Source organism: Streptomyces sp. NPDC045701, from assembly GCF_056432045.1.
Genome location: NZ_JBWKJV010000014.1, coordinates 1 through 24,169, shown reverse-complemented (window position 1 = coordinate 24,169; position 24,169 = coordinate 1). Strand labels below are relative to the sequence as shown.

Here is a 24,169-nt window from a genome sequence, read left to right as displayed (position 1 = left end):
CCGGCCCGTGCCCGGATCGCCGTGGCTGCCCACCGCGCCCTGCACACCCCGCCACTGCGCCTCCGCGTCCCGGCGGGCGCCGGCCTCACGGGGCAGGGCCGTCGCCCGGCTGGCGGCCGGCGGGGCCACCGTCCTCGCCGGGGTGCTGCTCGCCCCGCTCACCGCGCCGCTCGGCCGCGCCGGCCGTGAGCGGGCCGCCCGGCTCTGGTGCCGGGCGGTGCTCCGCGCCTTCGGCGTACGGCTCCGGGTCGTGGGCCGCCCGGGCGGCGGGCGCGGACTCGTCGTCGCCAACCACGTCTCCTGGCTCGACGTACCGCTCGTCGCCGCCGTCCTGCCCGGCCGGATGCTCGCCAAGAGCGAGGTGCGGCACTGGCCGCTGCTCGGCCCGGTCGCCGCCCGCGGCGGCACCCTCTTCGTGGAACGCGACCGGCTGAGCGCCCTGCCCGGCGCGGTCCGGGCCCTGGCGGAGGCCCTGCGCGCCGGCTCCCGCGTGGTCGTCTTCCCCGAGGGCTCCACCTGGTGCGGACGCGCGCACGGCCGGTTCCGGCCCGCCGTGTTCCAGGCCGCGCTGGACGCGGGCGCCGCCGTCCACCCCGTACGCCTCACCTACCGGCCGGCCGGCCCGGCGGCCTTCGTGGGCGAGGATCCGCTCACCGCCTCGCTGTGGCGCGTGGCGGTGGCCGGCGGGCTGACCGCGGAGATCCGGGTCCTGCCCCCGATCCCCGCCGGCCGCCACACCGACCGCCGCTCACTCGCCGCCGCGGCCCAGCGGGCCGTTCAGACGGCCGTCGCCAGCGACAGCGCGAACCGGTCCGCCTCGTCCGTCCACCAGTGCGTCAGCTCCATCCCGGCCGCCGCCAGCTCGCCGCGCACCCCCTCCTGACGGAACTTCGCCGACACCTCCGTACGCATCTCCTCACCGGCCTCGAAGGTGACCGCCAGGTCCAGATCGCGGATCTTGACGGTCAGGTGCTCGCGCGCCCGCAGCCGCATCTCGATCCACTCCCTCTCCCGGTCCCACACCGCGACGTGGTCGAAGTCGTCCGGGTCGACGTCCGCGCCCAGCTCGCGCGCCAGGACGGCCAGCACGTTCTTGTTAAACGCCGCCGTCACGCCCGCCGCGTCGTCGTACGCCGCCACCAGCGTCCGCTCGTCCTTCACCAGGTCGGTGCCGACCAGCAGCGCGTCGCCAGGCGCCAGCAGCGTGCGCACCGATCGCAGGAACAGCGCCCGCTGCTCCGGCAGCAGGTTGCCGATGGTGCCGCCGAGGAAGGCGACCAGCCGGGGGCCCGGCGTGCCCGGCAGGGCCAGACCGCGGGTGAAGTCGGCGATCAGCGCGTGCACCTGGAGTGCGGGGTGCTCGGTCGTCAGCGCCTCGGCCGCCCCCCGCAACGCGCTCTCGCTCACGTCCACGGGGACGTAGCTCTCCAGCCCCGGCAGCAGCGCCTCGATCAGGTGGCGGGTCTTCTCCGACGAGCCGGACCCGAGCTCCACCAGGGTGCGGGCCCGGGTGGCCCCGGCGATCTCCGCCGCCCGGGTGATCAGGATCTCCCGCTCCGCCCGGGTCGGGTAGTACTCGGGCAGCCGGGTGATCTCCTCGAACAGTTCGCTGCCCCGGGCGTCGTAGAACCACTTGGGCGGCAGGTCCTTCGGGGTACGGGTCAGGCCGTGCAGGACGTCGGCCCTCAGGTCGGCGCCCGTGGCGTCCTCGGGCAGGGTGCGGGTCAGCAGGAACGGGCTCACGCGGACGGCTCCTTGAGCGGGGTCAGAAGAACATCGGTACGGGTCGCGGCGAGCACGGTGCGGTCGGGGACCTCCCGCCAGGCCGGATCGTCGTCGTACGGCTCGGAGGCGACGACCGTGCGGTGCCGGCCGGGGTCGGTCAGGTACCACAGGGTGTCGCCCCAGGCGGTGGCGCAGACGGTCTCGCCGTCGGTGAGCAGCAGGTTCAGCCTGGAGCCGGGGGCCGCCGCGGCGACGTCCAGCACGGTGTCGGCCAGCGCCTGCCCGGCCTCGTCGCCGTCCCGCAGCCGGCGCAGGACCAGCGCCCACACCAGGGCGGAGTCGTTGCGGGCCTCCAGCGACAGCAGCTCGTCGGCCGGCAGCCGCGCGGCGAGCCGCCCGAGCGATCCGGGCCACCCCTGTACGGCGCCGTTGTGGCTGAACAGCCACGGCCCGGTGGCGTACGGCGCGGCCGCGGCCTCCGCGTCCGCCCCGGACAGCGTGGCGTCCCGCACGGCGGCCAGCAGGGCCCCGCTGCGCACCACCCGCGCCAGGTCGGCGAACGACAGGTCGGCCCAGATCGGCCCGGCGCGCCGGTAACGGGCCGGCACGGGGTCGCCGTCCGCGTACCAGCCGACACCGAAGCCGTCGGCGTTCACCGTCCCGTGGCGCTGCCGGCGCGGCTCCCACGACTGGCGGTACAGGGCGTGCGCCGGCTCCACCAGCACGTCCCGCAGCGGCACCCCGGGCCCCAAATACGCGATGTGACGGCACATCAGGCGGCCCCCGCGTCCCTCGCCGTGCGGAACCCGGAGAAGATCTGGCGCCGCACCGGCAGGTCCCAGTTGCGGAACGTGCCCCGGCACGCCACCGGGTCCACGGCGAACGAACCGCCGCGCAGCACCTTGTGTCCCGGGCCGAAGAACACCTCCGAGTACTCCCGGTACGGGAAGGCGGCGAACCCGGGGTACGGGAGGAAGTCGCTGGAGGTCCACTCCCACACGTCACCGATCAGCTGCCGCACCCCGAGTGGGGAACGCCCCGCCGGGTAGCTCCCGGCCGGCGCGGGCCGCAGGTGCCGCTGGCCCAGGTTGGCGTGCCCGGGCGTCGGGTCGTCGTCGCCCCACGGGTAGCGCAGGGAGCGCCCCGAGGCCGGGTCGTGGCGGGCGGCCTTCTCCCACTCCTCCTCGGTAGGCAGCCGCCGGCCCGCCCAGCGGGCGTACGCGTCGGCCTCGTACCAGCTGACGTGCAGCACCGGCTCGTCCTCCGGCACGGGCTCCACGACGCCGAACCGGCGCCGCAGCCACTGCCCGCCCTCGCGGCGCCAGAACAACGGAGCCACTGTGCCGTGCGCGCGGATCTGCGCCCAGCCCTCCGGCGCCCACCAGCGTTCGTCGCCGTAACCGCCGTCCGCGATGAACGCCATGTAGGCGCCGTTGGTGACGGGCACCGTGTCGATGAAGAAGGCGGGCACCACGCGCGCGTGCGCCGGCCGTTCGTTGTCCAGCGCCCACGGCTCGGCCGAGGTGCCCATGGTGAACGGCCCGCCCGGCACGAGCACTTCGGCCGGCAGGTCCGCCGTGCCGGGGCCCGGCGGCGGATCCGGCGCGTGCAGTGCGGCCGGGCCCCGCCGGAGCTGATGGGTGATCAGCATCGTCTCGTCGTGCTGCTGCTCGTGCTGGGCCACCATCCCGAACGCGAACGCCGCGTCGACCAGCGGGCGGTCACCCTCCAGCGGGGTCCGCTCCAGGACGTCGAGGACCCGGCCCCGTACGTCCGCGGCGTACGCGCGCGCCTCGGCGGGTGCCAGCAGCGGCAGCGTCGGCCGGGTGGCCCTGGGGTGCTCGAACGCGTCGTAGACGGAGTCGATCTCGGGGCGCAGCGCCTCGTGGCCCGCCACGGTGCGCCAGAGCCACTGCTCCTCCTGGTTGGAGATGTGCGCCAGATCCCACACCAGCGGGGACATCAACGGCGAGTGCTGGGCGGTCAGTTCACCGTCGTCGACACAGTCGGTGAGCAGGGCGGTGCGAGCCCGGGCGGTGGTCAGCGCGTCCAGCGCCCGCCGCCTGAGCCTCTCGGGGTCGGTCATGTGCGGACGTCCTTCCCGGGTGCCCCGGCCGTGGTCACGGGGGTCAACTGGTCGTCGGCGGGGCATCGGCCCCGCAGGACATGGCGCTCGTGGAACGCGGCGACGGCGTCCAGGACGGCGGGGGAGGCGCCCCTGCGGGGCAGGGCCTCCAGTGCGAGCGTGAAACAGGCGACGGCGGCCTCGTGCAGCGCGGGTGCCGTCAGGCCGTCGCGCGCGGCGCCGCGCCACAGCGCGTCCCGCGGCGGCGGGGCACCGGCCGGCGCCGTCCCCGCCAGGGGCCGCACCGCGTGGTACGCGGCCTCGGCCGCCACCGGATCGTCGAACAGCGCGGCGGTGACCGCGAGCGGGACGATCCAGCCGTTTTCGCCCGGCTGGGCGTCGATCATGCGCAGTTCGAGGTGGCCGCGCGGCCGGACGGGCGGGAACAGGGTGGTGAGGTGGTAGTCGAGGTCCCCGCGGGTGGCGGGCCTCGGCCGCCCGGACCGCAGCCACTCCCGTAACGTCAGCGCCTCGGGCACCGCCCAGGGGCCGGCGCCGTCCCCGCCCCGGACACACATCACCGGGGCGTCCAGGACGTGCGCCGCCCACGCGGCACGCGGCTCCCGCCGGGTGTCCGGCGCAGTGGCGCGTACCGGGTCGAGGTCGGCCCACAGGCCCTGCCGGGTGGACCGCAGACCGGAAGGCCTGCCGTGCAGGGTGGGGGAGTTGGCGAACGCGGCGACCAGGACCGGGCCCAGCAGGTGGGCCAGGTGCCAGCGCCGCTCGAAGCCCAGGGGGCCGGGCTCCTCGTGACCGGCGTCGAGGCAGACCTGCACCGAGGCGGAGTCGCGCATCATGGCGCGTCCGGCCGGTCCGGTACGGTCCAGGTAGGTCTCCATCGCGTCGTACCGCGGCTGGCGCAGCAGCCGGTCGCGCGGGGGGTGCCAGGGATCGGTTCCGGCGCCGGTGAGGGTGAGGCCCCGGGCGCCCAGCGCGGTCCGTACGGCCGTCAGGTCGGCCGAGACGGTGGTGACGCATTCCATGAGGGACGCGGCGGGCGGCGAGCTGAGCTCCAGCTGCCCGCCGGGTTCGAAGGTGAGCGTCGACCTCAGCGGCAGGGTCCGCAGTACGCCGAAGGCGGTACGGAGCCGGTCGGGGGTGACGCCGAGTCGCGGCAGGCTCAGGTCATGGACGAACCACTCGAGTTCGACCCCGACCGTGCGCGGGGGACCGGTCTTGAAACAGATGCATCGCAGCAGATCCTCCGCCTCGTCCTCGGCGAGCGGACCGCCGCTGTCCGGCATGTCGCTCAGTGGCATGGGGCTCCTCCTGTCGAAGGCGTTCTTCCGTCCCACCTAAGCCACCGGTCGCTGATCGCACAAGAGCGCCCTCAGAGGCGGAAATCCGGTTGCCTTGAGCTTGAATGATTATCGACCATGACGGGTATGAGTGCACGGCTGCGCGAGATCGCGAAGCGGACCGAGGCGATCGTCGCGGCTGGTCGGTACGAGGCCCCCGACGGCCGCCCGGTCATCATCGGCGCCGAGGTCGCCGCCGCTCTGGCCGGGACCGCGATGTACGGCCCCGACCCCGTCCCGGTGACCCCGGACACCGACCGCACCACCCGCTTCGAGGTCACCGGGGAGTCCAGCCTGGAGGCCGCGCGGCGGCTCATCGACACCGCGACCGCCCCCGTCGCCGTCCTGAACTTCGCCTCCGCCCGCAACCCCGGCGGCGGCTACCTCAACGGTGCCCAGGCGCAGGAGGAGGCCCTGTGCCGTGCCTCGGCGCTGTACGCGACACTGCTGCGCGTGCCGGAGTTCTACGCCCACCACCGCGCCCGTCGCAGCCCCTTCTACACCGACCGCGTCATCCACTCCCCGGGCGTACCGGTCTTCCGCGACGACCGCGGCGGACTTCTCGACTCCCCCCGCACAGTGGGCTTTCTCACGTCTCCCGCACCCAACGCCGGGGTGATCACCAGCCGTACGCCCGAGGACGCCGGACGCGTTCCGGAGGCACTCGCCTCCCGGGCCGAACGCGTGCTGGAGACCGCCGCTGCGTGCGGCTACCGGCGGCTCGTCCTGGGCGCCTGGGGGTGCGGGGTGTTCCGCAACGACCCCCGGCAGGTGGCGGGCGCCTTCCGGGCGCCGCTCACCGGCGGGGGCCGGTTCGCCGGGCACTTCGACGAGGTCGTCCTCGCCGTCCTGGACAGGACCCGCGGGGCCACGACCCTGGGCGCGTTCCGCGACACGTTCGCGGCGGTCACGACCGTGTGACGGGGGCGGTACGGCTGCCGTGACCAGGGCGGTACGGCGGCGTCCGGGGCGGTCAGACCCACCCGTCGAGCGCCGCCATGAACGCCCCGAAGTCGTCCCGGTGGATGGTGTGCCCGGCCCCCGCCACCGTACGGACCTCGAACCCCCGCTCCCGCAGCAGCGCGGCCCGCTCCGGCGATATCAGCGCGCTCGGGTCGGCGAGCGTCACCAGCGACGGTACGACGGGCGCGGGCGGCAGCAGGTCCGTACCGGCGACGGGCTCCAGCCCGTAGGCCGTCGCCTCGTCCCACACCTTCAGCGTCGCCAGCTCGATGTCGACGTCCGCCTCGTCCCAGCGCGGGTTCATCGCCGCGACCTGCTCCCTCGTCGCGGTCTTGGCACCGGCGAACAGCTCCCCACGGAAGCCGCCCTCGCCCGCGGGCAGGTGCCACGCCGGGTCCGAGTAGACCGCGCGGCGCGGCGCGAGGCGCTCGACGGCGAGCGACAGCGCCAGGCCGCCGAGCGAGTGGCCGATCGCCAGGTCGGCGCCCGCGGGCAGGGTCTCGACCACGTCGTCGGCGAAGTCCCGCGCCGCGTACGTCTCCGCCCGCGCGCTGGCGCCGTGACCGCGCAGGTCCACTGCCAGGACGCGGTAGCCGAGCTCCGCGAGGGCCGGCCCGACCCGCCGCCAGGTGCGGTGATCGGCCATGATGCCGTGGACGAGCAGGGCGACCCGGTCGCCGTCGCCCCATGTGGTGGTGTGCAGTCGCACGTCGTCGCCTTCCTGTGCGGATGTCGGGCGGGTCGGGACACCCTACGGACCGGGCGGGCGTACCGCGAGGGTGCCGAGGGGCCGCCGCGTGGCCCCGCCGCCCTCCTGGAGCGGTGCGGTGACATGTGCCGGTCGGAGGCCGGAGGGCTGCGCGGCACCCCTCCAGGGCCATCCGCCACGCCCCGCGAAGGCCGGTCTGGAAGGATGCCGAGGGCGATGACCCAGACACCTCCCCGGCCCCCCGCCGGGTCCCCGGCCCCCCGCCCGGTCCCGACCAGCGCGGACGTGGCGCGGCTGGCCGGCGTCTCCCGGGCCACCGTCTCGTACGTGCTCAACAACGCGTCGGCCGTGCGGATCAGCGAACCGACCCGCCGCCGGGTGCGCGAGGCCGCCGAGGAGCTGGGTTACGTACCGCACGCCGCCGCGCGCAGCCTGCGGGCCGGCCGGACCCGGATCGTGCTCCTGCCCACCGCCCCCGTCCCCCTCGGCCCGCTGTACGGGCACTTTTTGAACGAACTCCAGTGGGCGCTGCGCCGCCTCGACTACACGGTGGTCCAGTACGCGAGCATGGGCCTCGACGGGGACGAGGCCGCCCGGGCCTGGGCGGAACTGCGCCCCGTGGCCGTCGTGTCCTTCGGCGGGGTGGAGCTCACGCCGCACGGCGTCGACGTCCTCAAGAGGTCCGGCGCCCGGGCCGTGATCACGCTGGGCCCGCACCCCGTCGAGGGGGCCCACAGCCTGCCCGTGGACCAGCGCCGGGTGGGCCGCTGCGCCGGTGCCCACCTGATGGAACGCGGCTACCGGCGCATCGGCGTGGTGATGCCCCGGGAGCCCGGCCTGGAGCTGTTCTCCCACCCCCGCCTGGAGGGCGCGCGCCACGCGGTGCGCGGCACGGGCGCCGGCGTCGTGCCCCTGCCGCTGGCGTGCACGGAGGCGGCGGCGGGTGCCCTCGCCGCCCGGTGGCCCGGTCTGGGCCTGGACGCGGTCTTCGCGTACGACGACGAGTACGCCGTGCTCCTGCTCCGCGCCCTGCTGGACGCCGGGGTGTCCGTACCGGGCGACACGGCCGTGATGGGCGCCGACGACCTGCTGCTCGGCAGGCTGATGCGGCCCCGGCTGAGCACGGTGCGGGTCGACATGGAGACCGGTCAGCACCTCGCCGATCTGGTCGACCGCGTGGTCGGCGACCCGGACCGCGCGCCGGGGAGCCGCGAGCTGATGGCCGCCCGGGCGATCCACCGCGAGTCCACCTGACGTGCGGGGCGGGCGGAACGTCTCTAGCGTCGCCTGCATGAGCACACATCCGCAGCGCTTCGAGATCCTGCTGGTGCCCGAGCACGTGGAGGGGCGCGACCCGGCGCACCTGGCGGAGGACGCCATCCGCTCGGCCGTCGTCGAGGCCACGGGTGAGACGGGTGTCTCGGGCTACCCCCGCTACGCCGGTGAGGGGGTGGAGGCCGACATCGACCCGGAGACCCGCACCGTGGAGGCCCTGCTCGTGGACGGCGCGGAGCTCGACTACGGACTCTCGGCGCGCGTCCGCTGACCGTCCCGCACGGCCCCGGACCGACGGCCCCGCGGGCGGGGCCGCGCGGTCCGGCGCCCCCGCACCCGCCGGCCGTTGACAGGCGGCGGGCCACGGACGGAGACTCGGGCGAGGCCAGGGATGAACAGAAGTTCACCTGGCGAACAGTCGAGGTCACGTGGGAGAGCACCCGATGAGCATCCGCGACGTCTACATCGTCGACGCCGTCCGCACGCCGATCGGCAAGTTCGGCGGCGCCCTCTCCTCCGTGCGGCCGGACGACCTGGCCGCCCACGTCGTCAAGGCGCTCATGGACCGTACGCCCGCGCTCGATCCGGCCCGGCTCGACGACGTCTACTTCGGCGACGCCAACGGAGCCGGCGAGGACAACCGCGACGTCGCCCGCATGGCCGTCCTGCTCGCCGGCCTGCCCGTGACCGTCCCCGGAGTCACCGTCAACCGCCTGTGCGGGTCCGGCCTCGAAGCCGTCATCCAGGCGGCGCGCGCCATCGCCCTCGGGGACGCCTCGGTCGTCCTGGCGGGCGGCGTGGAGTCGATGTCGCGGGCGCCCTGGGTGTTGCAGAAGCCGGAACGGGCGTTCCCGGCCGGCCACCAGCAGCTCCACTCGACCACGCTCGGCTGGCGCATGACCAACCCGAGGATGCCCGCCGAGTGGACCGTTCCGCTCGGCGAGGGGGCCGAGCTGATCGCCGACAAGCACGCCCTCACCCGTGAGCAGCAGGACGCCTTCGCGCTGGCGAGCCATCAGAAAGCCGCTTCCGCCTGGGCGCGCGGGCTCTACGACGGTGAGGTCGTCCCGTACGAGGGCGTGGAACTGGGCCGGGACGAGTGCGTCCGCGACAACACGTCCATGGAGGCGCTGGCCAAGCTGAAGCCGTCCTTCCGCACCGACGGCTCCGGCACCGTGACGGCCGGCAACGCCTCGCCGCTCAACGACGGCGCCGCCGCGCTGCTGCTGGTCGACGAGGACGGCCTGAAGGCCTGTGGACGTGAGCCCCTCGCCCGTGTCCGCGCGTCGGCCGTCACCGGCATCGAGCCGCAGCTGTTCGGCCTCGGGCCGGTGGAGGCCGTCCAGCGGGCCCTCGCGAAGGCGGGGCGCACGTTCGCCGACGTCACCACGTTCGAGCTGAACGAGGCGTTCGCCGCGCAGTCGCTGGGCTGCCTCGCCGAGTGGCCCGAGCTCGACCCGGCCGTGGTGAACCCGCGCGGCGGCGCCATCGCCATCGGCCACCCGCTGGGCGCCTCGGGCGCCCGCCTCGCCGGTTCCGTGGCCCACCAGCTGGCCGCGGCGGGCTCGGGCTCCGGCCTCGCGGCGCTCTGCATCGGCGTGGGCCAGGGACTGGCCCTGGTCCTGGAGCGCTGACCACGGGCCCGCCCAGCCCGCCGGCTCCGAGAGTCCGCGCACGGGCCCCGCGCGGCGGCCGCCCCCGGGCCCGCGCATACCCGCACGGACCCTCGCGGGCCCGCGACGGCGCCCGTCAGGCCTGGGTCTTCTTCCCCTTCTCGATGGACGCGCGCACCTCGTCCATGTCCAGCTTCCGGGCCTGCCCGATGAGGTCCTCCAGCGCCGCCTCGGGCAGCGCCCCGGGCTGGGCGAACACCGCGACGTTGTCCCGGACGATCATCAGCGTGGGGATCGACCGGATCTCGAACGCCGCCGCCAGCTCCGTCTGCGCCTCCGTGTCGACCTTGGCGAACACCAGGTCGGGATGGCGTTCGGACGCGCCCTCAAAGACCGGGGCGAACTGGCGGCACGGTCCGCACCAGGCAGCCCAGAAGTCGATCAGGACGAAGTCGTTCTCCGTCACCACCTGATCGAAGTTGTCCTTGGTGAGCTCTACGGTGCTCATGGTGCCTACCTCTTCCCGGTGTGTGGGGGATCGCCCCGGACAACCGTGCCCGGCGCCGCGCTATTCCGACTGCCCGTGTGGCCAGGAGGCACACGTACCACCAGACTGACCCCATGACCCAGATGGTGGAGTACGACGTCGTGGTGGTGGGCGCGGGGCCCGTGGGCGAGAACGTGGCCGACCGGGTCGCCGCGGCCGGGCTGAGCGTGGCGGTGGTGGAGAGCGAACTGGTGGGCGGCGAGTGCTCCTACTGGGCCTGCATGCCCAGCAAGGCACTGCTGCGCCCGGCGATCGCCCGCGCGGACGCCCGCAAGGTCCCCGGCCTGCGCGGGGCCGTGCGGGGACCGCTCGACGCCGGAGCGGTGCTCGCCCACCGCGACGCGTACGTGTCGCACTGGAAGGACGACGGCCAGGTCGACTGGCTGGACTCGATCGGCGCCCGCCTCCACCGGGGCCATGGCAGGCTGGACGGCGACAGGCGCGTCACGGTCGAGGGCCCCGACGGCGCACGGCGGGTACTCACCGCCCGGCACGCCGTCGCCCTGTGCACCGGCAGCCGTGCCGTCCTGCCCGACCTGCCGGGCCTGGCCGGCGCCCGGCCCTGGACCAGCCGCGAGGCGACCGGCGCCAAGGAGGTGCCGGGCCGGCTCGTCGTGGTGGGCGGGGGAGTGGTCGGCACCGAGATGGCGACGGCCTGGCAGGCGCTCGGCTCCCGCGTCACCGTGCTCGTACGCGGCCGGGGGCTGCTGCCGCGCATGGAGCCGTTCGTCGGCGAGCACGTGGCGGACGCGCTGACCGAGGCGGGCGCCGACGTCCGCACCGGCGTCTCCGTCACCGCCGTCGAGCGCCCGCACCCCGCCGGGCCGGTCACCGTGGTCCTGGACGACGGCGAGCGCGTCGAGGCCGACGAGGTCCTCTTCGCCACCGGCCGCGCGCCCCGCACGGACGACCTCGGTCTGGAGACCGTGGGCCTTCGACCGGGCTCCTGGCTGTCCGTCGACGACACGTGCCTGGTCGAGGGCAGCGACTGGCTGTACGCGGTCGGCGACGTCAACCACCGTGCCCTCCTCACCCACCAGGGCAAGTACCAGGCCCGGATCGCCGGCGCCGCCATCGGCGTCCGCGCCGACGGCGGCGCCCCGCCGGACACCGGCGCCTGGGGCGCGCACGCCGCGACCGCCGACCACGCCGCCGTCCCCCAGGTCGTCTTCAGCGACCCCGAGGCCGCGTCCGTCGGCCTCACCCTCGCCGAGGCGGAGGCGGCCGGCCACCGGGTACGGGCGGTCGACCAGGACCTCGCCGCGGTGGCCGGCGCCGGGCTGTACGCGGACGGCTACCGGGGCCGCGCCCGGATGGTCGTCGACCTCGAACGCGAGATCCTCCTCGGAGTGACCTTCGTCGGCCCGGCGGTCGGGGAACTGCTCCACTCGGCCACCGTCGCCGTCACCGCCGAGGTGCCCCTCGCCCGCCTGTGGCACGCGGTCCCCGCGTACCCCACCATCAGCGAGGTGTGGCTCCGGCTGCTGGAGGGCTACCGGGGCTGACCGCCCGTCAGGTCCCTGTGCCGTCCGCGGCGCTCACCGGCGCGGTCGCGCACGTAGCGGGCCGGCGAGATCGCCGCGGCGGTGAGGTGGCCGACGACGGAGCGGGGCGACGAGGGGCACCCGCTCGCTGCCGTCCCGCCCGAGCGCACGACGGCCGGCACGGCGGGGAGGATGGGCCCGCCCTGCCTGCCGGTCCTCCGTACGGGGCGCTCGGATCAGCACTTCACGGATGCCTGCGAGGCGGCGATGGCCCGGTCCAGTGCCTCCAGCTGCGGCCTGATCCGCTTGCCGGCCTGGGCGCCCGTCGCACCGCCCGGCAGGTCGTCGATCGCGCGGACGACCTGGTCGTACGCGTCCGCGACCGCCCCCGTCCGCGCCGTGCGCACGCCCCGCGCGCTGCGCGTCACGAGGTCCAGGTCGTGGGCCACGTCCTCCCGCAGGTCCCGCAGCTCGTCCCGCCCCCGGGCACGGGGACCGAGGCCGGCCAGCTTCCCGGTGTCCATCCGCAGCGCCCCCAGGTCCTCGCACAGCGCGTCCGTCGCGGCCCTCGCCCGTTCCCGGGGCGACGGGGCCTCGGCGGCGCATCCGGCCAGGGAGACCGGAAGCACCGCCACGACGATGACCAGTGCCACGCGCGGCGGACGGCGCCGCCTGCGTATCGGAGAGGTGAGGTCGCCCATGACCCCATGCAATGCCGGGCGGGGCCGGAGTGCCCCGTGGATGGTGCCGAACGGGTGAACCGCCGGCCGCCCGGCCGCGGTCACACGGCGTGGAGGCCGGGCGCGCCCGTACCGGTGGTGAAGGAGGCGGCCGTACTCAGCGTGCCGCCGGGTTCGAGGACGGTGGAGACGGTCTTGAAGGCGATGTCCGCGCTCGTCTGGTCGAGCCGGACGACGGTGTAGCCCCGGCGCCCGTCGTAGAACTTCAGGTGCGGGTTGGCCTGGGTGAGGCTGATCCAGTTGCCGGGCTTCTGGGCGCCGTCGCGGCCGCTGGTGAGGGACGTCGTGGCGATCTCGGTGCCGACGGTCCGGGAGGCGGGGTTGCCGAAGTCGGCCTTGAGGTCGAACCCGTAGCCGACGTGCGCGTCGCCCGAGAGGACCATCAGGTTGTCCAGCCCGGCGGCGATGGCACCGTCCAGGATGCGCTTGCGGGAGGCGGGGTAGCCGTCCCAGGCGTCCATGGACAGCTTGTAGTCCGCGCCGGTGGTGCTCCGCCGCTCGGCGAAGGTGACCTGTTGCGGCACGACGTTCCACACCGCGTCCGACACCTTCCAGCCGTCGAGCAGCCAGCGCTCCTGCGCGGCGCCGGTCATGGTGCGCGACGGGTCCTCGGACTCGGGGCTCGGGGCCTGCCAACCGTCCCCGTTGGCCTGGTTGGAGCGGTACTGGCGGGTGTCGAGCACGTCGAACTGCGCCAGCCGCCCGAAGTGCAGCCGCCGGTACAGCCGCATGTCGGCCCCCACCGGCTGCTGCGGCGGGCGCAGCGGCAGGTTCTCCCAGTACGCCCGGTAGGCGGCGGCGCGGCGCAGCAGGAACTCCTCGGGCGGTACGCCGTTCTCCGGGATCGCCCCGGCGTAGTTGTTCTCCGTCTCGTGGTCGTCCCACGTCACGACGAACGGGTGGGCGGCGTGCGCGGCCTGGAGGTCGGGGTCGTTCTTGTAGAGCGCGTACCGCAGCCGGTAGTCCTGGAGCGTGACGGTCTCGGTGTTGAAGTGCGCCGGCAGCCGGCGGTCGGTGTAGCCGCGGTGGCCGCCGGCCGGGTCGACGCCGTACTCGTAGATGTAGTCGCCCAGGTGCACCACCATGTCCACGTCCTCGGACGCGAGGTGCCGGTACGCCGTGTAGTAGCCGTCGAAGTAGGCCGCACAGGCGACCGCGGCGAAGGTGAGGGAGGACACCCAGAAGGCGTCGCGCGCCGGGGCGGTACGGGCCCGGCCCACCGGGCTGATCCAGGTCCCCGCGCGGAAGCGGTAGTAGTAGGACCGGTCCTGGTCGAGTCCGGGCACCTCCACATGGACGCTGTGGGCGTACTCCGGGTGGGCGGTGGCGGTCCCGCTCCGGACGACGGCGAAGAACCGCTCGTCGTACGCCACCTCCCACTGCACCTCCACCCGCTGCGCGGGCAGCCCGCCGTCCGGCTCGTACGGGCTGGGCGCCAGGCGCGTCCACAGCAGGACGGAGTCCGGCAGGGGGTCGCCGGAGGCGACGCCCAGGGTGAACGGGTTCGCGGCGATCTTCCGCGCGTCCAGTGCGGCAGGGCTCGCCGCACCGGCGGCCGGGAGGTGCGTGGTGAACGCCAGGGCGGCCGCGGCACCGGCCACGGTGAGGAACTGACGGCGTCCCATACGCCGGGCGGCGGCACGGAGCTCGGGCAGGTGAGTTTCCATATGGCACGTCATATGCCCGCTTTGCTGTGGTTGTTGGTCCGGCATACGGGTGGTGTGTCGGAGTGATGGCCGACCCTGACAAACCTTCACGCCCCGTGCCCCGGCACGGATAGGTTGGGCGGCATGAGCAACCTTGATCGTCAGGCCGCGCCCACCGTGTGCGGTGGCCGGGGATTCGTCGTGGCGGAGCCGGTGCGGGAGCTCCTCAGCCCCCGCCGCGTCCCGCTCGGTGAATCCACCGAGGTGCGCCGCCTGTTGCCGAACCTCGGCCGCCGGATGGTCGGCGCCTGGGCCTTCGTCGACCACTACGGGCCCGACGACATCGCCGACCAACCCGGCATGCAGGTGCCGCCGCACCCGCACATGGGCCTGCAGACCGTCAGCTGGCTCCACGAGGGTGAGGTCCTGCACCGCGACAGCACGGGCAGCCTGCAGACGGTACGCCCCCGCGAGCTGGGCCTGATGACCTCCGGCCGGGCCATCTCCCACTCCGAGGAGAGCCCCCGCCCGCACGCCCGCATCCTGCACGGTGCCCAGCTGTGGGTGGCCCTGCCCGACGCCCACCGCCACGTCGAACCCCACTTCCAGCACCACGCCGGCCTCCCGCACGTGACGGCCCCCGGCCTGACGGCCACCGTGATCCTCGGCGAGCTCGACGGCGCGCTCTCGCCCGGCACCACCTACAGCCCCCTGGTGGGCGCCGACCTGGCGCTGACCGGCGGTGCGGAAACGACTCTGCCGCTCGACCCGGACTTCGAGTACGCGGTCCTGTCCATGTCCGGCGAGGCCCACGTCGACGGCGTCCCGGTCCTGCCCGGCTCCATGCTCTACCTCGGCTGCGGCCGTACGTCCCTCCCCCTGCGCGCCGACTCCGACGCGGGCCTGATGCTCCTAGGCGGCGAGCCGTTCGAGGAGGAGATCGTCATGTGGTGGAACTTCGTCGCCCGCACGGACGAGGAGATCCGCCAGGCCCGCGAGGACTGGATGACCGGCACCCGCTTCGGCGAGGTCAAGGGCTACGCCGGCGCTCCACTGCCGGCCCCGGAACTCCCCAACACCCCGCTCAAGGCGCGGGGGAGGGCGCGCTGACCTGGGGTTTCCTCCCCGCAGCCGATGTCCGAAGCGGGTCCGCTTGGCCGTGTCTCCGACGTTCGGCGTGCCGCTGGGAGGGAGGGTTTCGCACCCTCTCCCGGTGGCGCAGCCGGTGCCGCGTGCTTCTACGGTGTGCTCGTGTGCGAGCAGGTCTGGTCAGCTGAATGCTGACCTTTTGCTGACTTCGCTGACGAGTCATCAGGTGTGTCTCCGGGGTCAGCGCCTTCGTCGCTTGGTAGCCGTACAGGTGACCTGGCGTGCCCGGTCTGCCCCCCGCGGCGGTGCTGATCACGGTCCCGCCGTGTCCTCAGAGTTGCTGCTTGTGCATCATGAGCGGATGGAGAACCCAGACGGGTTGCCCATCGTGATGATCACAGCCGATCGCGGTTCGGACGCCCTCGCGTTGGTCAGGCCCGACGGCAAAGAGGCGCGCCTGCCGCTACCTGGCTCCTCGTTCGAACGTCCGAAGGCTTGGTTGTGGAGACTCTCAAGGGCGACAGCATCGTGTTCGAGCTCCCCCGGCTTGACCGAGCCGATCCGTTGGCCGGACGGCTCGTCGCCTATCTGGATCAGAGTAAATGTCGGAGCCGAATTCGCTTCATTCCGCCGCGAGAGGGTTCGTTCCTGCCTCGGTGCCGGCGGACTTTCCACGTTCCAGCATGAGGCGCTTGTTTCTGCCATGAGTTTGATCGACAAAATGCTGGACTCGGAAGGTGGGGAGTGCGGTCCTGAGCTTGGCTTGACGGAGGCAAACCAGAAATTCAGTGACTGGCTGGACACCCAAAGCGGCGATGCTCAGCAGAAGCGCAAGGCGATCGACGCATGGCTCCTCAGCGACCTGCGGAACAAGGTGGCCAAGGAATCCTTCGCCGCAGGAATGACGCCGGAGCAACTGAAGGACTGGCACGCAGGCTCACAGTCCGTCCAGAAGAGGAGTTCTCTTCCGGCTCTGGGCCTCCTCCGGGAGATACTCCATGAACGTCACCTCAATCGAGGCACCACATGGAAGCCGAATGACGTGATCGACATGGCCCATCTCTCCTGCGCGGCCGGTTACGCCGATTTCGTCGTCTGCGAGCGACAGATACGTGAGTCACTGGCGGGGGGGGCGAAACGGCTTGGGCGAAGCACTCAGGTTTTCCGGAGCCCGGCCGAAGCGGCATCGTCCGTGGAAACGGCGCTTGGAACCCGTCTAGGAGCTGGCGATGGCGGGTCGGCGTGAGGCGTCCTACGTGCGTGGCAGATCAGGTGCGGCTTCCAAGCGGCGTTGCAGCCGTGGAACCGCGTGGAAAGGTCTCGCCTCGGCGCGCGGTGGACACCGTCATGGTCAGGCAGCGCTCTCACTGCCGAGCTTTCCTCTTGCCTGGCTGTCCGTGCATGCCTGGAGTGGTCTTTCTTCAGCCGTGAGGCCATCAGCGGATGGGGTGCACGGACGCCAGTGCGCGTACCATGAATAATCATGGATCTCATTGCACGCGTGCGCCGGGCGATGGATGAACAAGCCATCCACCCAACGGAGTTCGAGCGTTGCGCCTGTTCGCTCCTGCAATCACAGTATCCGGGCCTGTCCGCGGTCGAGGGTGGGCATGACTTCGGTCGCGACGCCGACATCTACTTCCCGTGGGGACCTCAGGACGCGGACGCCCGTGGGCGTCTGCTCGTCACTACGGGTGATCCTGTGGCGAACTTGCGCACGGGCCTGCGTCGCATGCGTGAAGAGGGCGTGCAAGCCGATCTGATAGTGATGGCCTGCTCACAGCCTGTTGACGCTACCAGGCGGGCCTCCTTGGATCGGCTATGTGCAGATCGTGGCCTCCCAGCGCCGCACATTTATGCCCGGGACTGGTTCGCTGCGCGCTTGTCCAAGGAGCCGATATGGAGGTTCCATCTCCTCGGCATCAGAGGGGAGCTCGAGGCCCTGCATGACCGGCCGCTGGACCTGGCGGAAGACGGCGCTGAGCACACCGATCTCCTTGGCCGAGAGACTGATCTGGCAAAGCTCGACGAGGCCGTCGCCTGCGGCCGGGATGTCGTGTTGGCCGGCGTGCCCGGTGTGGGGAAAACCCGGCTCACCGTCGAACTCATAGGCAGGGTCGCCTACCTGGAGCAGGCGCCAGCAGACCGCATCCTGGACGAATTGCTGACTTCTCGCCCTGCCGCCGTTGTCGTGGACGATGCCCACAGTCGTATCGACGAGATGCGTGTGCTGCGGCGGGCGCGTCACGGTGCGGAGCATGCTTTCGCCATCGTCGCGACCACCTGGCCCGACAGAGCAGACGAGGTGGCAGCGGCCCTGCCTGGTGCTGTCCGCTTCGACATCGACCTGTTGGAGCGATCCGACATGAACGCACTGGTGACCTCTCTGGGCGTCACTGGGCACCGGGCCCGGGCGGCAGTTCTCGACCAGGCGGCTGGACGGCCGGGCTGGGCGGTCACCTTGTGCCAGCTGTTCACGACGGGGAAGGGAGGACAGGTAGCCAACGGAGCAGCACACCTGGCCAACGTAGAGCGTCATCTCCGCCGTATCACGGAGACCGAGACAGCCGTCGACGTTCTGGCCTGTGTAGCGGCCCTGGGAGGGGCTTCAAGTGAGACGCTATACGCGCTCGCGCCGCTCGTCGGCGAGCCGCCGGCCAGGATGTCCGGCCTGATGGAGCGCCTTGCACGCCACGGCCTCGTGGAGACGGTTCACGACGTCTGGCGGCTGCAACCAGCGCTGCGCGCACCACTGATTGCCCGATGGTTCTTCACGCGTCCGGCAGGCAGGCCGTGGTCCACTCTCTTCGACGCCTTCCCCGCCAGGAGCCGTGACCTCGTCTCCGCCGCCATATCCGCAGCCGGCGTCTCGGTCTCCTCGGACGCTCGGACGGCAGTGGAGAACTGGGTGCGAGCCTTGCCCGCACCGACCGAGTGGGACATCGGCACCTTCTCGTTGGTGTCCGAATACGCCTGTCTGGACCGTGAGACTGCACAGTTCGCGGTCGCCCAGGCTCGTACAGTCCTCGCCGTCCCGCGTGACAAGCGAATGAACGTCACCATCACGGACCGGCAAGCTGACGCAGCTGCTCGGCAACTTGCGCAGTCGGCGACCCAGTATCTGCTGCCTGAAGCGATAACCGCTCTGCTCGACCTTGCCGTGGGCGACGAGCGCCCGCGCCACTCCACCCCGCAGCACCCACTGCGGGTGCTCGATGACGTGGCCAAATCGATCGATCCGGACTTCGGAACCGTATTCGAGGTTCGAGGGCTGCTGTTGAAGCCGGTCCTGGAGTGGCTTCGTACTCACCGCTCTCCAGCTGAATGGGGTGTGGCCACTGAGGTGCTCGCAAGCGTCTTCTCTGCCGAAACGTCTGGGACTTGGACTGACCCGGGTAATCCCAACACGGTCACACTCGCCCGGGGTGTCGAAAGTGCCGAAAACCTGGCTCGTCTCATCTCCTTGTGGGACCAGGTGGCGCCCGTGATCGGGGAAACCGAACGCCAGGATGGCCTGAACAGCGCCCCAGCCGCGGTTGTTCCTATGCTGGACCTGGCCGGCTCATGGGTACGGCTCGGTGAAGGGTTCGTTCCGCACAACAGCGAACCGAGCGAGGAACAGAAGAACCAGGGAGCGAAGGGAGGGGCTCGCATGCTGGCTACCCTGCATCATCTGCTCCAGGCCTTTCCCGGTCTCGCTCTCCGTGCTCGGCGTATGCTCAACGCCGCATACGCGCGGGCCGGCGACGAAGGACGCAACCTTCCGGCATGGGAAGTCGATCCAGATGTGGAGTCCTTCATCGGCTGGAGTCGTCGGGACGCCATGGGCCACCAGAACGACGTCCCAGGCGGCGTCCGCACAGTGCAATCTCTCGCCCAAGGAATCGCTGCGCTCGGCCCGACTGCCGGAGTCGCTCGATTCGTCGCCTTGGCCGAGCAATCCGAGCTCGCGGGAGACCACGGAGGCGGCACCTGGGTCGCCGACCACATGGTGCCGCACCTCACCGAACCCGCCGCCTGGCACGCAGCAGCAACGGCAGCTGGCAGCCAGCCGATTCATCGAGCCGCGTTGAGCCGATGGCTCACGACTTCCCCCGACACGTTGTCTGCTGAGATCCTCACCTCTGCGCTGGATGATCCCCGCTTCAGAACCGGCGTCATCTCCACCGTCCTCGGACGAGGTGCAGACGACACGGCTGCCCAACTCGTGGTCGCGAAGATGCGCGCCGAAGACGCCTGGCTGCTCGACTCGATCTTCCTCCGTGACGAGCCGCACGAGGTGCTACACCGTTTGCTGCGTCACCCGGACGCTGTCGTAGCCGGCAGTACGGCGGTGATCTTCGCCATCGGGCAACCCCATGGCCCCTCACTTCCGGACACATGGCGAGCTACCTGGTGTGACGCCGTACGCCGCATCCGCCCTGAGGATCTGTCCCAGCATGACCAGTGGCGTGCCGGCCAGCTCCTTGCTCACCTTGCTGAGCACGACCCCGATCTGCTGGAAGCGTGGTATGCCGAGCGCCTCGACGAAATGGCTGAGCAGGGCTATTTCGCCGCGCCCGAGCCCTACGGTTGCGACCTACACTTGGACCGCCTCCCACAGAGCCACCGCTACCGCCTTGCCGTCCGCTGCGTCGATCTTCCACGCATCGGCCACAGCCCACTTGTCCAGCTGATAGGCACCGATCGTGACCTGGCAGAGCAGCTCATCAGCGACAACGTGGTCACCCCCGACAAGCTCCTCGAAGCCCTCGTAGGCCAGCGGAACGAAACACTGGAAAGCCTCGGACCCCTTCTCCTCGACCACGGCGTACCTGCGGCACACATCGCGGCCGACGTCGCCTGGGTCGACTCATGGTGGGGAGAGGATTCGGCCAGACACCAACATCTCATCGACTACTTCGCCGACCTCTCCATCCGCGTACCGCGTCTCGCTGCCGTCGCTGAAGCGGGTCGTGCTCAGCAAGAGGAGCTGCTGCGAACGGCGGAGAGGAAAGAGCGCGCCGCGCGAGTGCAGGGGCGCTGAGCGAGGCTGGCACAAGGGCTCCCGGATGCACGTCGGCGGTCATCGAGCGGCTTACGCGCAGGCCATAGACGCTGCGTTGCTCGCCGAGCGTGTCGGGTCAGGGGCGTTGGTGGGGCCATAGGTAGCCGCGGCGGCCCGGTTCCTGATGTTCCGGGCGTTAGGAGATCTTCTTGAAGTCCTCGCCCATAAAGGGGTGACCTGCACAGATAGCTCCATGAGCTGGCCTGACCTGCGGCTTTGCTCCGTTCGGGAGCTTTCACAGTGACACGGTTTTACGCGGTCGACTCTCCCCAGCCGCTCCCCAACGGGGCTTCGTTCTCCCCAGGTTCTCCCCAGCGGCAGTTGGTGGTGGGGGATAGATCGTTGCTGGTCAGAGGGCGGGTTCCGAGCACTGCTCGCGTCGCGCAGCGTAGCCGCGTCGCGGGTTTGCAGCCGAAGGCTCTTGTGCGGTCCGGTGCGTAGGCGGCAGCCGGCTGAGGTTCCTGGCGAAGCCCTCGGCGTGATCTCGACCTCGGGGACTGATCTCTGGGCTCTGGGCTGCTGTCCGCCTGGACCTGACGAAGGTTTCTGCTGGCATTGTCGGGAGGGCTACCAGACGGCTGCGGCTAAAAGTGTCGACTGTGAAGGGACTTGGGGAGGTGCAGGGTTCGTGCAGGTGGCCGTTTGCGATCGGTCCCTGCCGATGGGCGGGGATGATGAAGGGCACAGCTGTAACGGAGGGGACTGATGGCTTTGGCGGACGGTGTACGCCGGGCGAGCCGGTGGCAGGATGCGGTACGGCTGCTGCTCCTGATCAATGCTTCGGCCAAGGCGGTGCCTGCGGACCTACAGGCTCCTGACACCGCGGTGGGGGTGGTACGGACGCAGGTGCGTCTGCAGAAGCTCGATTTCTGGCTGCGGTATCCTGACTACCTCGCCTTCGAGCTCATGAACGAGTACGAGGCGCATGGAGACGACAGCGGTCTGCTGGATCTGGCCGAGGAGATCCTCGGGTCCGAGGAGCCGGATCTTCGGAGATTCCCCATGCTCAGGCACCGGTTCGGGGCGTTCGAGGAACTGGACGAGGCGTTGGCCCCGCTCGTGGAGAAGGGCCTCATCAGCAAGACCCAGATCCTCGGCACGAACCGTGTCGCGGAGCACGTGTACTTCCTGCTGCAGCTCGGACGTGACGTGGCGGGCGATCTCACCGGCGAGGCCCCGGCCTTGGAGTGGTACGTCACCCGCACCAAGCAACTGGTCTCGTTGGTCGACGGGCTGGGTGGAACCCAGCTGAAGAACCGGCAGTACCTGCTGAAGGACTACGCCGACACCGTGATCGGCCAGCACATCGCTCCCATCACCGATCAGGCACGGGAGCGGCTGGCCCGCCTGCGTGCCGGCTCGCCTGCTGCCCTGCCCGCTCCGGACGAGGAGACCTCATGATCGTGCCTGGTTCCGATTCCGGCCCGCTGGCGCCGGGCCCAGGACATCTCCTGGAAGAAGTGGCCGGCCTGGTGGGCCTGAAGCCTGAACAGGTCGAGGAGGTCTTGCGCGAGGCGGCTATCGCCTTGAAGGGCCCCGTGCCCGCGGACCGGCGTCTGACTGTCCTGCGGCTACGGATGAGCGGTCTGAAGCACTCGGGCGAGAGGTTTGGCTTCGAGCAGTCCTTCGGCCCCGGAGTGTGGGTCATCGCCCACCCCGCCAACAGTGCGGGCAAGACGAGCCTGCTGGAGTGCCTGGTGTGGCCGCTCCGCGGGGCGCCCCGTGATCTTCCGCCCGATGTCCGGTCCTGGCTGCGGACGCTGTCGGCCGATGTGATGGTCGCCGGCCGCCCCACCCGGATCTCCATGGAGTTCACGCCCACGGCCCGTCCGGCAGCCACGTGCCGCATCTGGACAGCTGATTCCGAGGGCGCGCTGCTGGAATCCGCCGATGAGGATCTGCGCCTGGTCGCCGAGGCGTCCGGTCTGGAGGACACCAGCCGGGTCATCTCCGGCCACCTGATGGACGCGCTGCGCATGGACCACATCGCCATGTGGCAGGGCAAGGGCGGCGCCGACGGCGAGGGGGCCGCGCAGGTCCACGGCTGGGCGTCGTACTTCGGGGCGTGCTACCTCAATCCCGGCGGCGAGGAGATTCTCCTGGGCGACGTCAGCGCGGTCGGGCTGCCTGGCCGGCTGCTGGAGCTTTTCGTCGACGTCCCCTACAGCACGGCCCTCACGCAGCTGGCGGTGGCCGGCAAGCGGGAGACGAAGCTCGTGCGCCAACGCGAGCGGCGTGCCGAGGACGACGCTGCGGCGCGGAAGTCGGACCGGGATGCCTGGCAGCGGGAGCTGGAGGGACTGGGGACGGCGATCGCGGCGCTGCGGGCGGAACAGAATCGCGATGTGACGCCTCTCCTGGCTGCCGCGGATCAGGCCGGTGAGCGCCTGCGGGAGCGGGTGGAGCAGCTGGACGGGCTTGAGCAGGCTCTGGCGGAGCTGACAGCCGGGCGGGTCAGGGCGCAGCAGGCGTTGATGGATACGCAGGAGACGTGGCAGGCGCGTCGGGTGCTGGGGCGGCTGGATCCGGTGTGCTGCCCTCGGTGCGAGGAGCCGCTGGAAGCCGAGCGGCGGCTCCAGGAACGTCAGAGCGCGTCGTGCGCGGTGTGTACCAGGACGCTGCCGGAGGTCGATGCGGAGACGGCGGAGGCGGCGCTGGAGCAGCTGCAGGCGCAGGTGTCCGCGGCTGAGGCAGCCGAGGGCAAGGCCTGGGATCTGCGGGACGCCGCCAAGGCGGAGGTCGAGCAGGCGAAAGCCGCGCAGAAGACGGCTCATGCCGGTCTTCAGGACGTTCTTGCCGTGTCAGGGTCGCACCGCAAGCTGCGGGAGCTGGAGCTTCGGGCAGCGGTGCTGCAGGGGCAGCTGGCCGCCACCGGCCTGCGGCCGGGAGCAGGGAAGACGGGCGGTTCCGGTCCGAATTCGGTGCTGGAGACGGCGCACGATGTGGTGCGCCAGTATGTCGAGGCTGCGGCAAGGCGGCTTTTCCCGGCGATGGATGCGCAGATCGTGGAACTGGCTGCCCGGTTCGGTGTACAGAACCTGGACAGTGTCCGGTTGAACCGGGCAGGGCATGTTAATGCCGTCAAGGCGGGTGTGGCGACGGCGTTCAAGCGGCTGAGCCGGGGTGACCGGCTGCGGATGCGGATTGCGACGGTCATCGCACTGCTGCGGGTGGGTGCCGCGCGGGGCGTCGCCACGCATCCTGGTCTGCTGTTGATCGACTCGGTGGCGGCCGAGGAGGTAACGGAGGTGCCGGCGCGCACACTGATCGCCGAGCTGCAGGCTCTCTCGGAGGAGCTGCCTGGATTGCAAGTGGTCCTGACGACGGCACAGCCGGATCTGGTCGAGGGTTTGGTGCCCCAAGAGCACCTCATCACCAGCGGCGGGGAACATTTGTTCTAGCATTGCGGATGGGTGAGAGGCGCTGATGACGGGGAGACGGAGGGGTGTGGCGGTGAGTGACGTCGATCAGGCCCTTCAGCGGTGGGCGACCCAGGCCGATGAGGCTCAGCTGGACGCCGGCCCCACTCTCGCCGACCTCGGCGGCGCTACTGCGGTGCTGCGGGAAGCGGACACCCTTGCCTGTGGGCCGCAGCTGCCATATCTGCTGCAGGCTTTGGCTCAGGACGCGGCCGGTCTGCCCGGACCGGAACGTGAGGCCCTGGCCGCGGCGGCGGTGCGGGGGCTGAAGGAGCCGTACGCGGCATGGGCGTTGTCAGAGGCGGTGGACGTGCTGTGCTCGTCGTCCGTGCTGCTGGATGCCATGGGGCGGCAGGCGGCACGGACTTTGGCCACACAGGCGACTCCGTTGCCCAATTCGAGTGGGTTGGCTGTCAAGCCGCGAGTCGGTAGAGGAGCCGGGACAGGCGGCTGGTGCGGGTCTTCGTGGGCTGATGGGGCTGCTGGCTG

General features: G+C 71.7%; 21 protein-coding genes. 12 read left to right on the top strand and 9 right to left on the bottom strand.

Features of this window, described 5'->3' with window-relative positions:
• The first annotated feature begins 7 nt into the window (after positions 1-7).
• Entirely contained in the window at positions 8-883 is an 876-nt protein-coding gene (locus AC07DW_RS17270) for a lysophospholipid acyltransferase family protein (RefSeq protein ID WP_478858495.1), read from the top strand.
• On the opposite strand, the gene egtD is transcribed toward AC07DW_RS17270, so the two are convergent.
• Genes egtD through egtA form a run of 4 tightly spaced genes read right to left on the bottom strand, consistent with a single transcriptional unit; the run spans position 778 to position 5,109 of the window.
• Positions 778-1,743 (bottom strand): L-histidine N(alpha)-methyltransferase, encoded by a 966-nt coding sequence (gene egtD, locus AC07DW_RS17265; RefSeq protein ID WP_478858494.1) that lies wholly within the window; start codon positions 1,741-1,743, stop codon positions 778-780. The two genes, AC07DW_RS17270 and egtD, sit on opposite strands and share 106 nt — an antisense overlap.
• Entirely contained in the window at positions 1,740-2,498 is a 759-nt protein-coding gene (gene egtC / locus AC07DW_RS17260) for an ergothioneine biosynthesis protein EgtC (protein ID WP_478858493.1), read from the bottom strand. Before egtC ends, egtD begins: the two co-directional genes overlap by 4 nt.
• On the bottom strand, positions 2,498-3,811 hold the full coding sequence (gene egtB / locus AC07DW_RS17255; RefSeq protein WP_478858492.1) for an ergothioneine biosynthesis protein EgtB: 1,314 nt from the start codon (positions 3,809-3,811) through the stop codon (positions 2,498-2,500). The genes egtC and egtB overlap by 1 nt, the downstream gene beginning before the upstream one ends.
• Positions 3,808-5,109, bottom strand: a complete 1,302-nt coding sequence (egtA, locus tag AC07DW_RS17250; RefSeq protein WP_478858491.1) for an ergothioneine biosynthesis glutamate--cysteine ligase EgtA — start codon at positions 5,107-5,109, stop codon at positions 3,808-3,810. The genes egtB and egtA overlap by 4 nt, the downstream gene beginning before the upstream one ends.
• A gap of 126 nt (positions 5,110-5,235) precedes the next feature.
• Between egtA and AC07DW_RS17245 the strand changes: the two genes are divergently transcribed.
• A complete protein-coding gene (locus AC07DW_RS17245; protein WP_478858490.1) occupies positions 5,236-6,069 on the top strand; it encodes a TIGR02452 family protein in 834 nt (277 codons plus the stop codon).
• Between the two features lie 52 nt (positions 6,070-6,121).
• Here AC07DW_RS17245 and AC07DW_RS17240 read toward each other — a convergent pair whose 3' ends face one another.
• Positions 6,122-6,820 carry an alpha/beta fold hydrolase gene (locus AC07DW_RS17240; protein ID WP_478858489.1) on the bottom strand — a complete coding sequence of 233 codons (699 nt, stop codon included), beginning with the start codon at positions 6,818-6,820 and terminating at the stop codon, positions 6,122-6,124.
• Between the two features lie 216 nt (positions 6,821-7,036).
• On the opposite strand from AC07DW_RS17240, the gene AC07DW_RS17235 reads away from it, so the two are divergent.
• The 3 genes from AC07DW_RS17235 (at position 7,037) to AC07DW_RS17225 (ending at position 9,729) form a co-directional block, all read left to right on the top strand.
• A complete protein-coding gene (locus tag AC07DW_RS17235) occupies positions 7,037-8,074 on the top strand; it encodes a LacI family DNA-binding transcriptional regulator (protein ID WP_478858488.1) in 1,038 nt (345 codons plus the stop codon).
• Positions 8,075-8,111: 37 nt separating this feature from the next.
• Positions 8,112-8,366 (top strand): hypothetical protein, encoded by a 255-nt coding sequence (locus tag AC07DW_RS17230; RefSeq protein ID WP_478858487.1) that lies wholly within the window; start codon positions 8,112-8,114, stop codon positions 8,364-8,366.
• Between the two features lie 172 nt (positions 8,367-8,538).
• Positions 8,539-9,729 (top strand): thiolase family protein, encoded by a 1,191-nt coding sequence (locus AC07DW_RS17225; protein ID WP_478858486.1) that lies wholly within the window; start codon positions 8,539-8,541, stop codon positions 9,727-9,729.
• Positions 9,730-9,844: 115 nt separating this feature from the next.
• Here the strand turns inward: AC07DW_RS17225 and trxA are convergent, their stop codons facing one another.
• Positions 9,845-10,216 carry a thioredoxin gene (trxA, locus tag AC07DW_RS17220; protein ID WP_478858485.1) on the bottom strand — a complete coding sequence of 124 codons (372 nt, stop codon included), beginning with the start codon at positions 10,214-10,216 and terminating at the stop codon, positions 9,845-9,847.
• A gap of 113 nt (positions 10,217-10,329) precedes the next feature.
• Between trxA and AC07DW_RS17215 the strand changes: the two genes are divergently transcribed.
• Positions 10,330-11,760 (top strand): dihydrolipoyl dehydrogenase family protein, encoded by a 1,431-nt coding sequence (locus AC07DW_RS17215; RefSeq protein ID WP_478858484.1) that lies wholly within the window; start codon positions 10,330-10,332, stop codon positions 11,758-11,760.
• Here the strand turns inward: AC07DW_RS17215 and AC07DW_RS17210 are convergent.
• From AC07DW_RS17210 to AC07DW_RS17200, 3 genes are all read right to left on the bottom strand, one after another.
• Positions 11,748-11,921 carry a hypothetical protein gene (locus tag AC07DW_RS17210; protein WP_478858483.1) on the bottom strand — a complete coding sequence of 58 codons (174 nt, stop codon included), beginning with the start codon at positions 11,919-11,921 and terminating at the stop codon, positions 11,748-11,750. The two genes, AC07DW_RS17215 and AC07DW_RS17210, sit on opposite strands and share 13 nt — an antisense overlap.
• A 54-nt stretch (positions 11,922-11,975) precedes the next feature.
• Positions 11,976-12,440, bottom strand: a complete 465-nt coding sequence (locus tag AC07DW_RS17205) for a hypothetical protein (RefSeq protein ID WP_478858482.1) — start codon at positions 12,438-12,440, stop codon at positions 11,976-11,978.
• 80 nt (positions 12,441-12,520) lie between these two features.
• Positions 12,521-14,146 carry an alkaline phosphatase D family protein gene (locus tag AC07DW_RS17200; protein ID WP_478858481.1) on the bottom strand — a complete coding sequence of 542 codons (1,626 nt, stop codon included), beginning with the start codon at positions 14,144-14,146 and terminating at the stop codon, positions 12,521-12,523.
• 123 nt (positions 14,147-14,269) lie between these two features.
• Here AC07DW_RS17200 and AC07DW_RS17195 point away from each other — a divergent pair, with 123 nt between their 5' ends.
• From AC07DW_RS17195 to AC07DW_RS17170, 6 genes are all read left to right on the top strand, one after another.
• Positions 14,270-15,235 (top strand): pirin family protein, encoded by a 966-nt coding sequence (locus tag AC07DW_RS17195; protein ID WP_478858480.1) that lies wholly within the window; start codon positions 14,270-14,272, stop codon positions 15,233-15,235.
• A gap of 340 nt (positions 15,236-15,575) precedes the next feature.
• Complete coding sequence (locus AC07DW_RS17190) at positions 15,576-16,460, top strand: hypothetical protein (RefSeq protein WP_478858479.1); 885 nt, start codon at positions 15,576-15,578, stop codon at positions 16,458-16,460.
• A gap of 237 nt (positions 16,461-16,697) precedes the next feature.
• Complete coding sequence (locus AC07DW_RS17185) at positions 16,698-20,240, top strand: hypothetical protein (RefSeq protein WP_478858478.1); 3,543 nt, start codon at positions 16,698-16,700, stop codon at positions 20,238-20,240.
• A gap of 726 nt (positions 20,241-20,966) precedes the next feature.
• On the top strand, positions 20,967-21,662 hold the full coding sequence (locus AC07DW_RS17180; protein WP_478858477.1) for a hypothetical protein: 696 nt from the start codon (positions 20,967-20,969) through the stop codon (positions 21,660-21,662).
• Positions 21,659-23,662, top strand: coding sequence for a coiled-coil domain-containing protein (locus tag AC07DW_RS17175; protein ID WP_478858476.1), 2,004 nt, complete (start codon positions 21,659-21,661; stop codon positions 23,660-23,662). Before AC07DW_RS17180 ends, AC07DW_RS17175 begins: the two co-directional genes overlap by 4 nt.
• A 52-nt stretch (positions 23,663-23,714) precedes the next feature.
• The coding region (locus AC07DW_RS17170; RefSeq protein WP_478858475.1) for a hypothetical protein at positions 23,715-24,169 on the top strand (455 nt) is incomplete at its 3' end.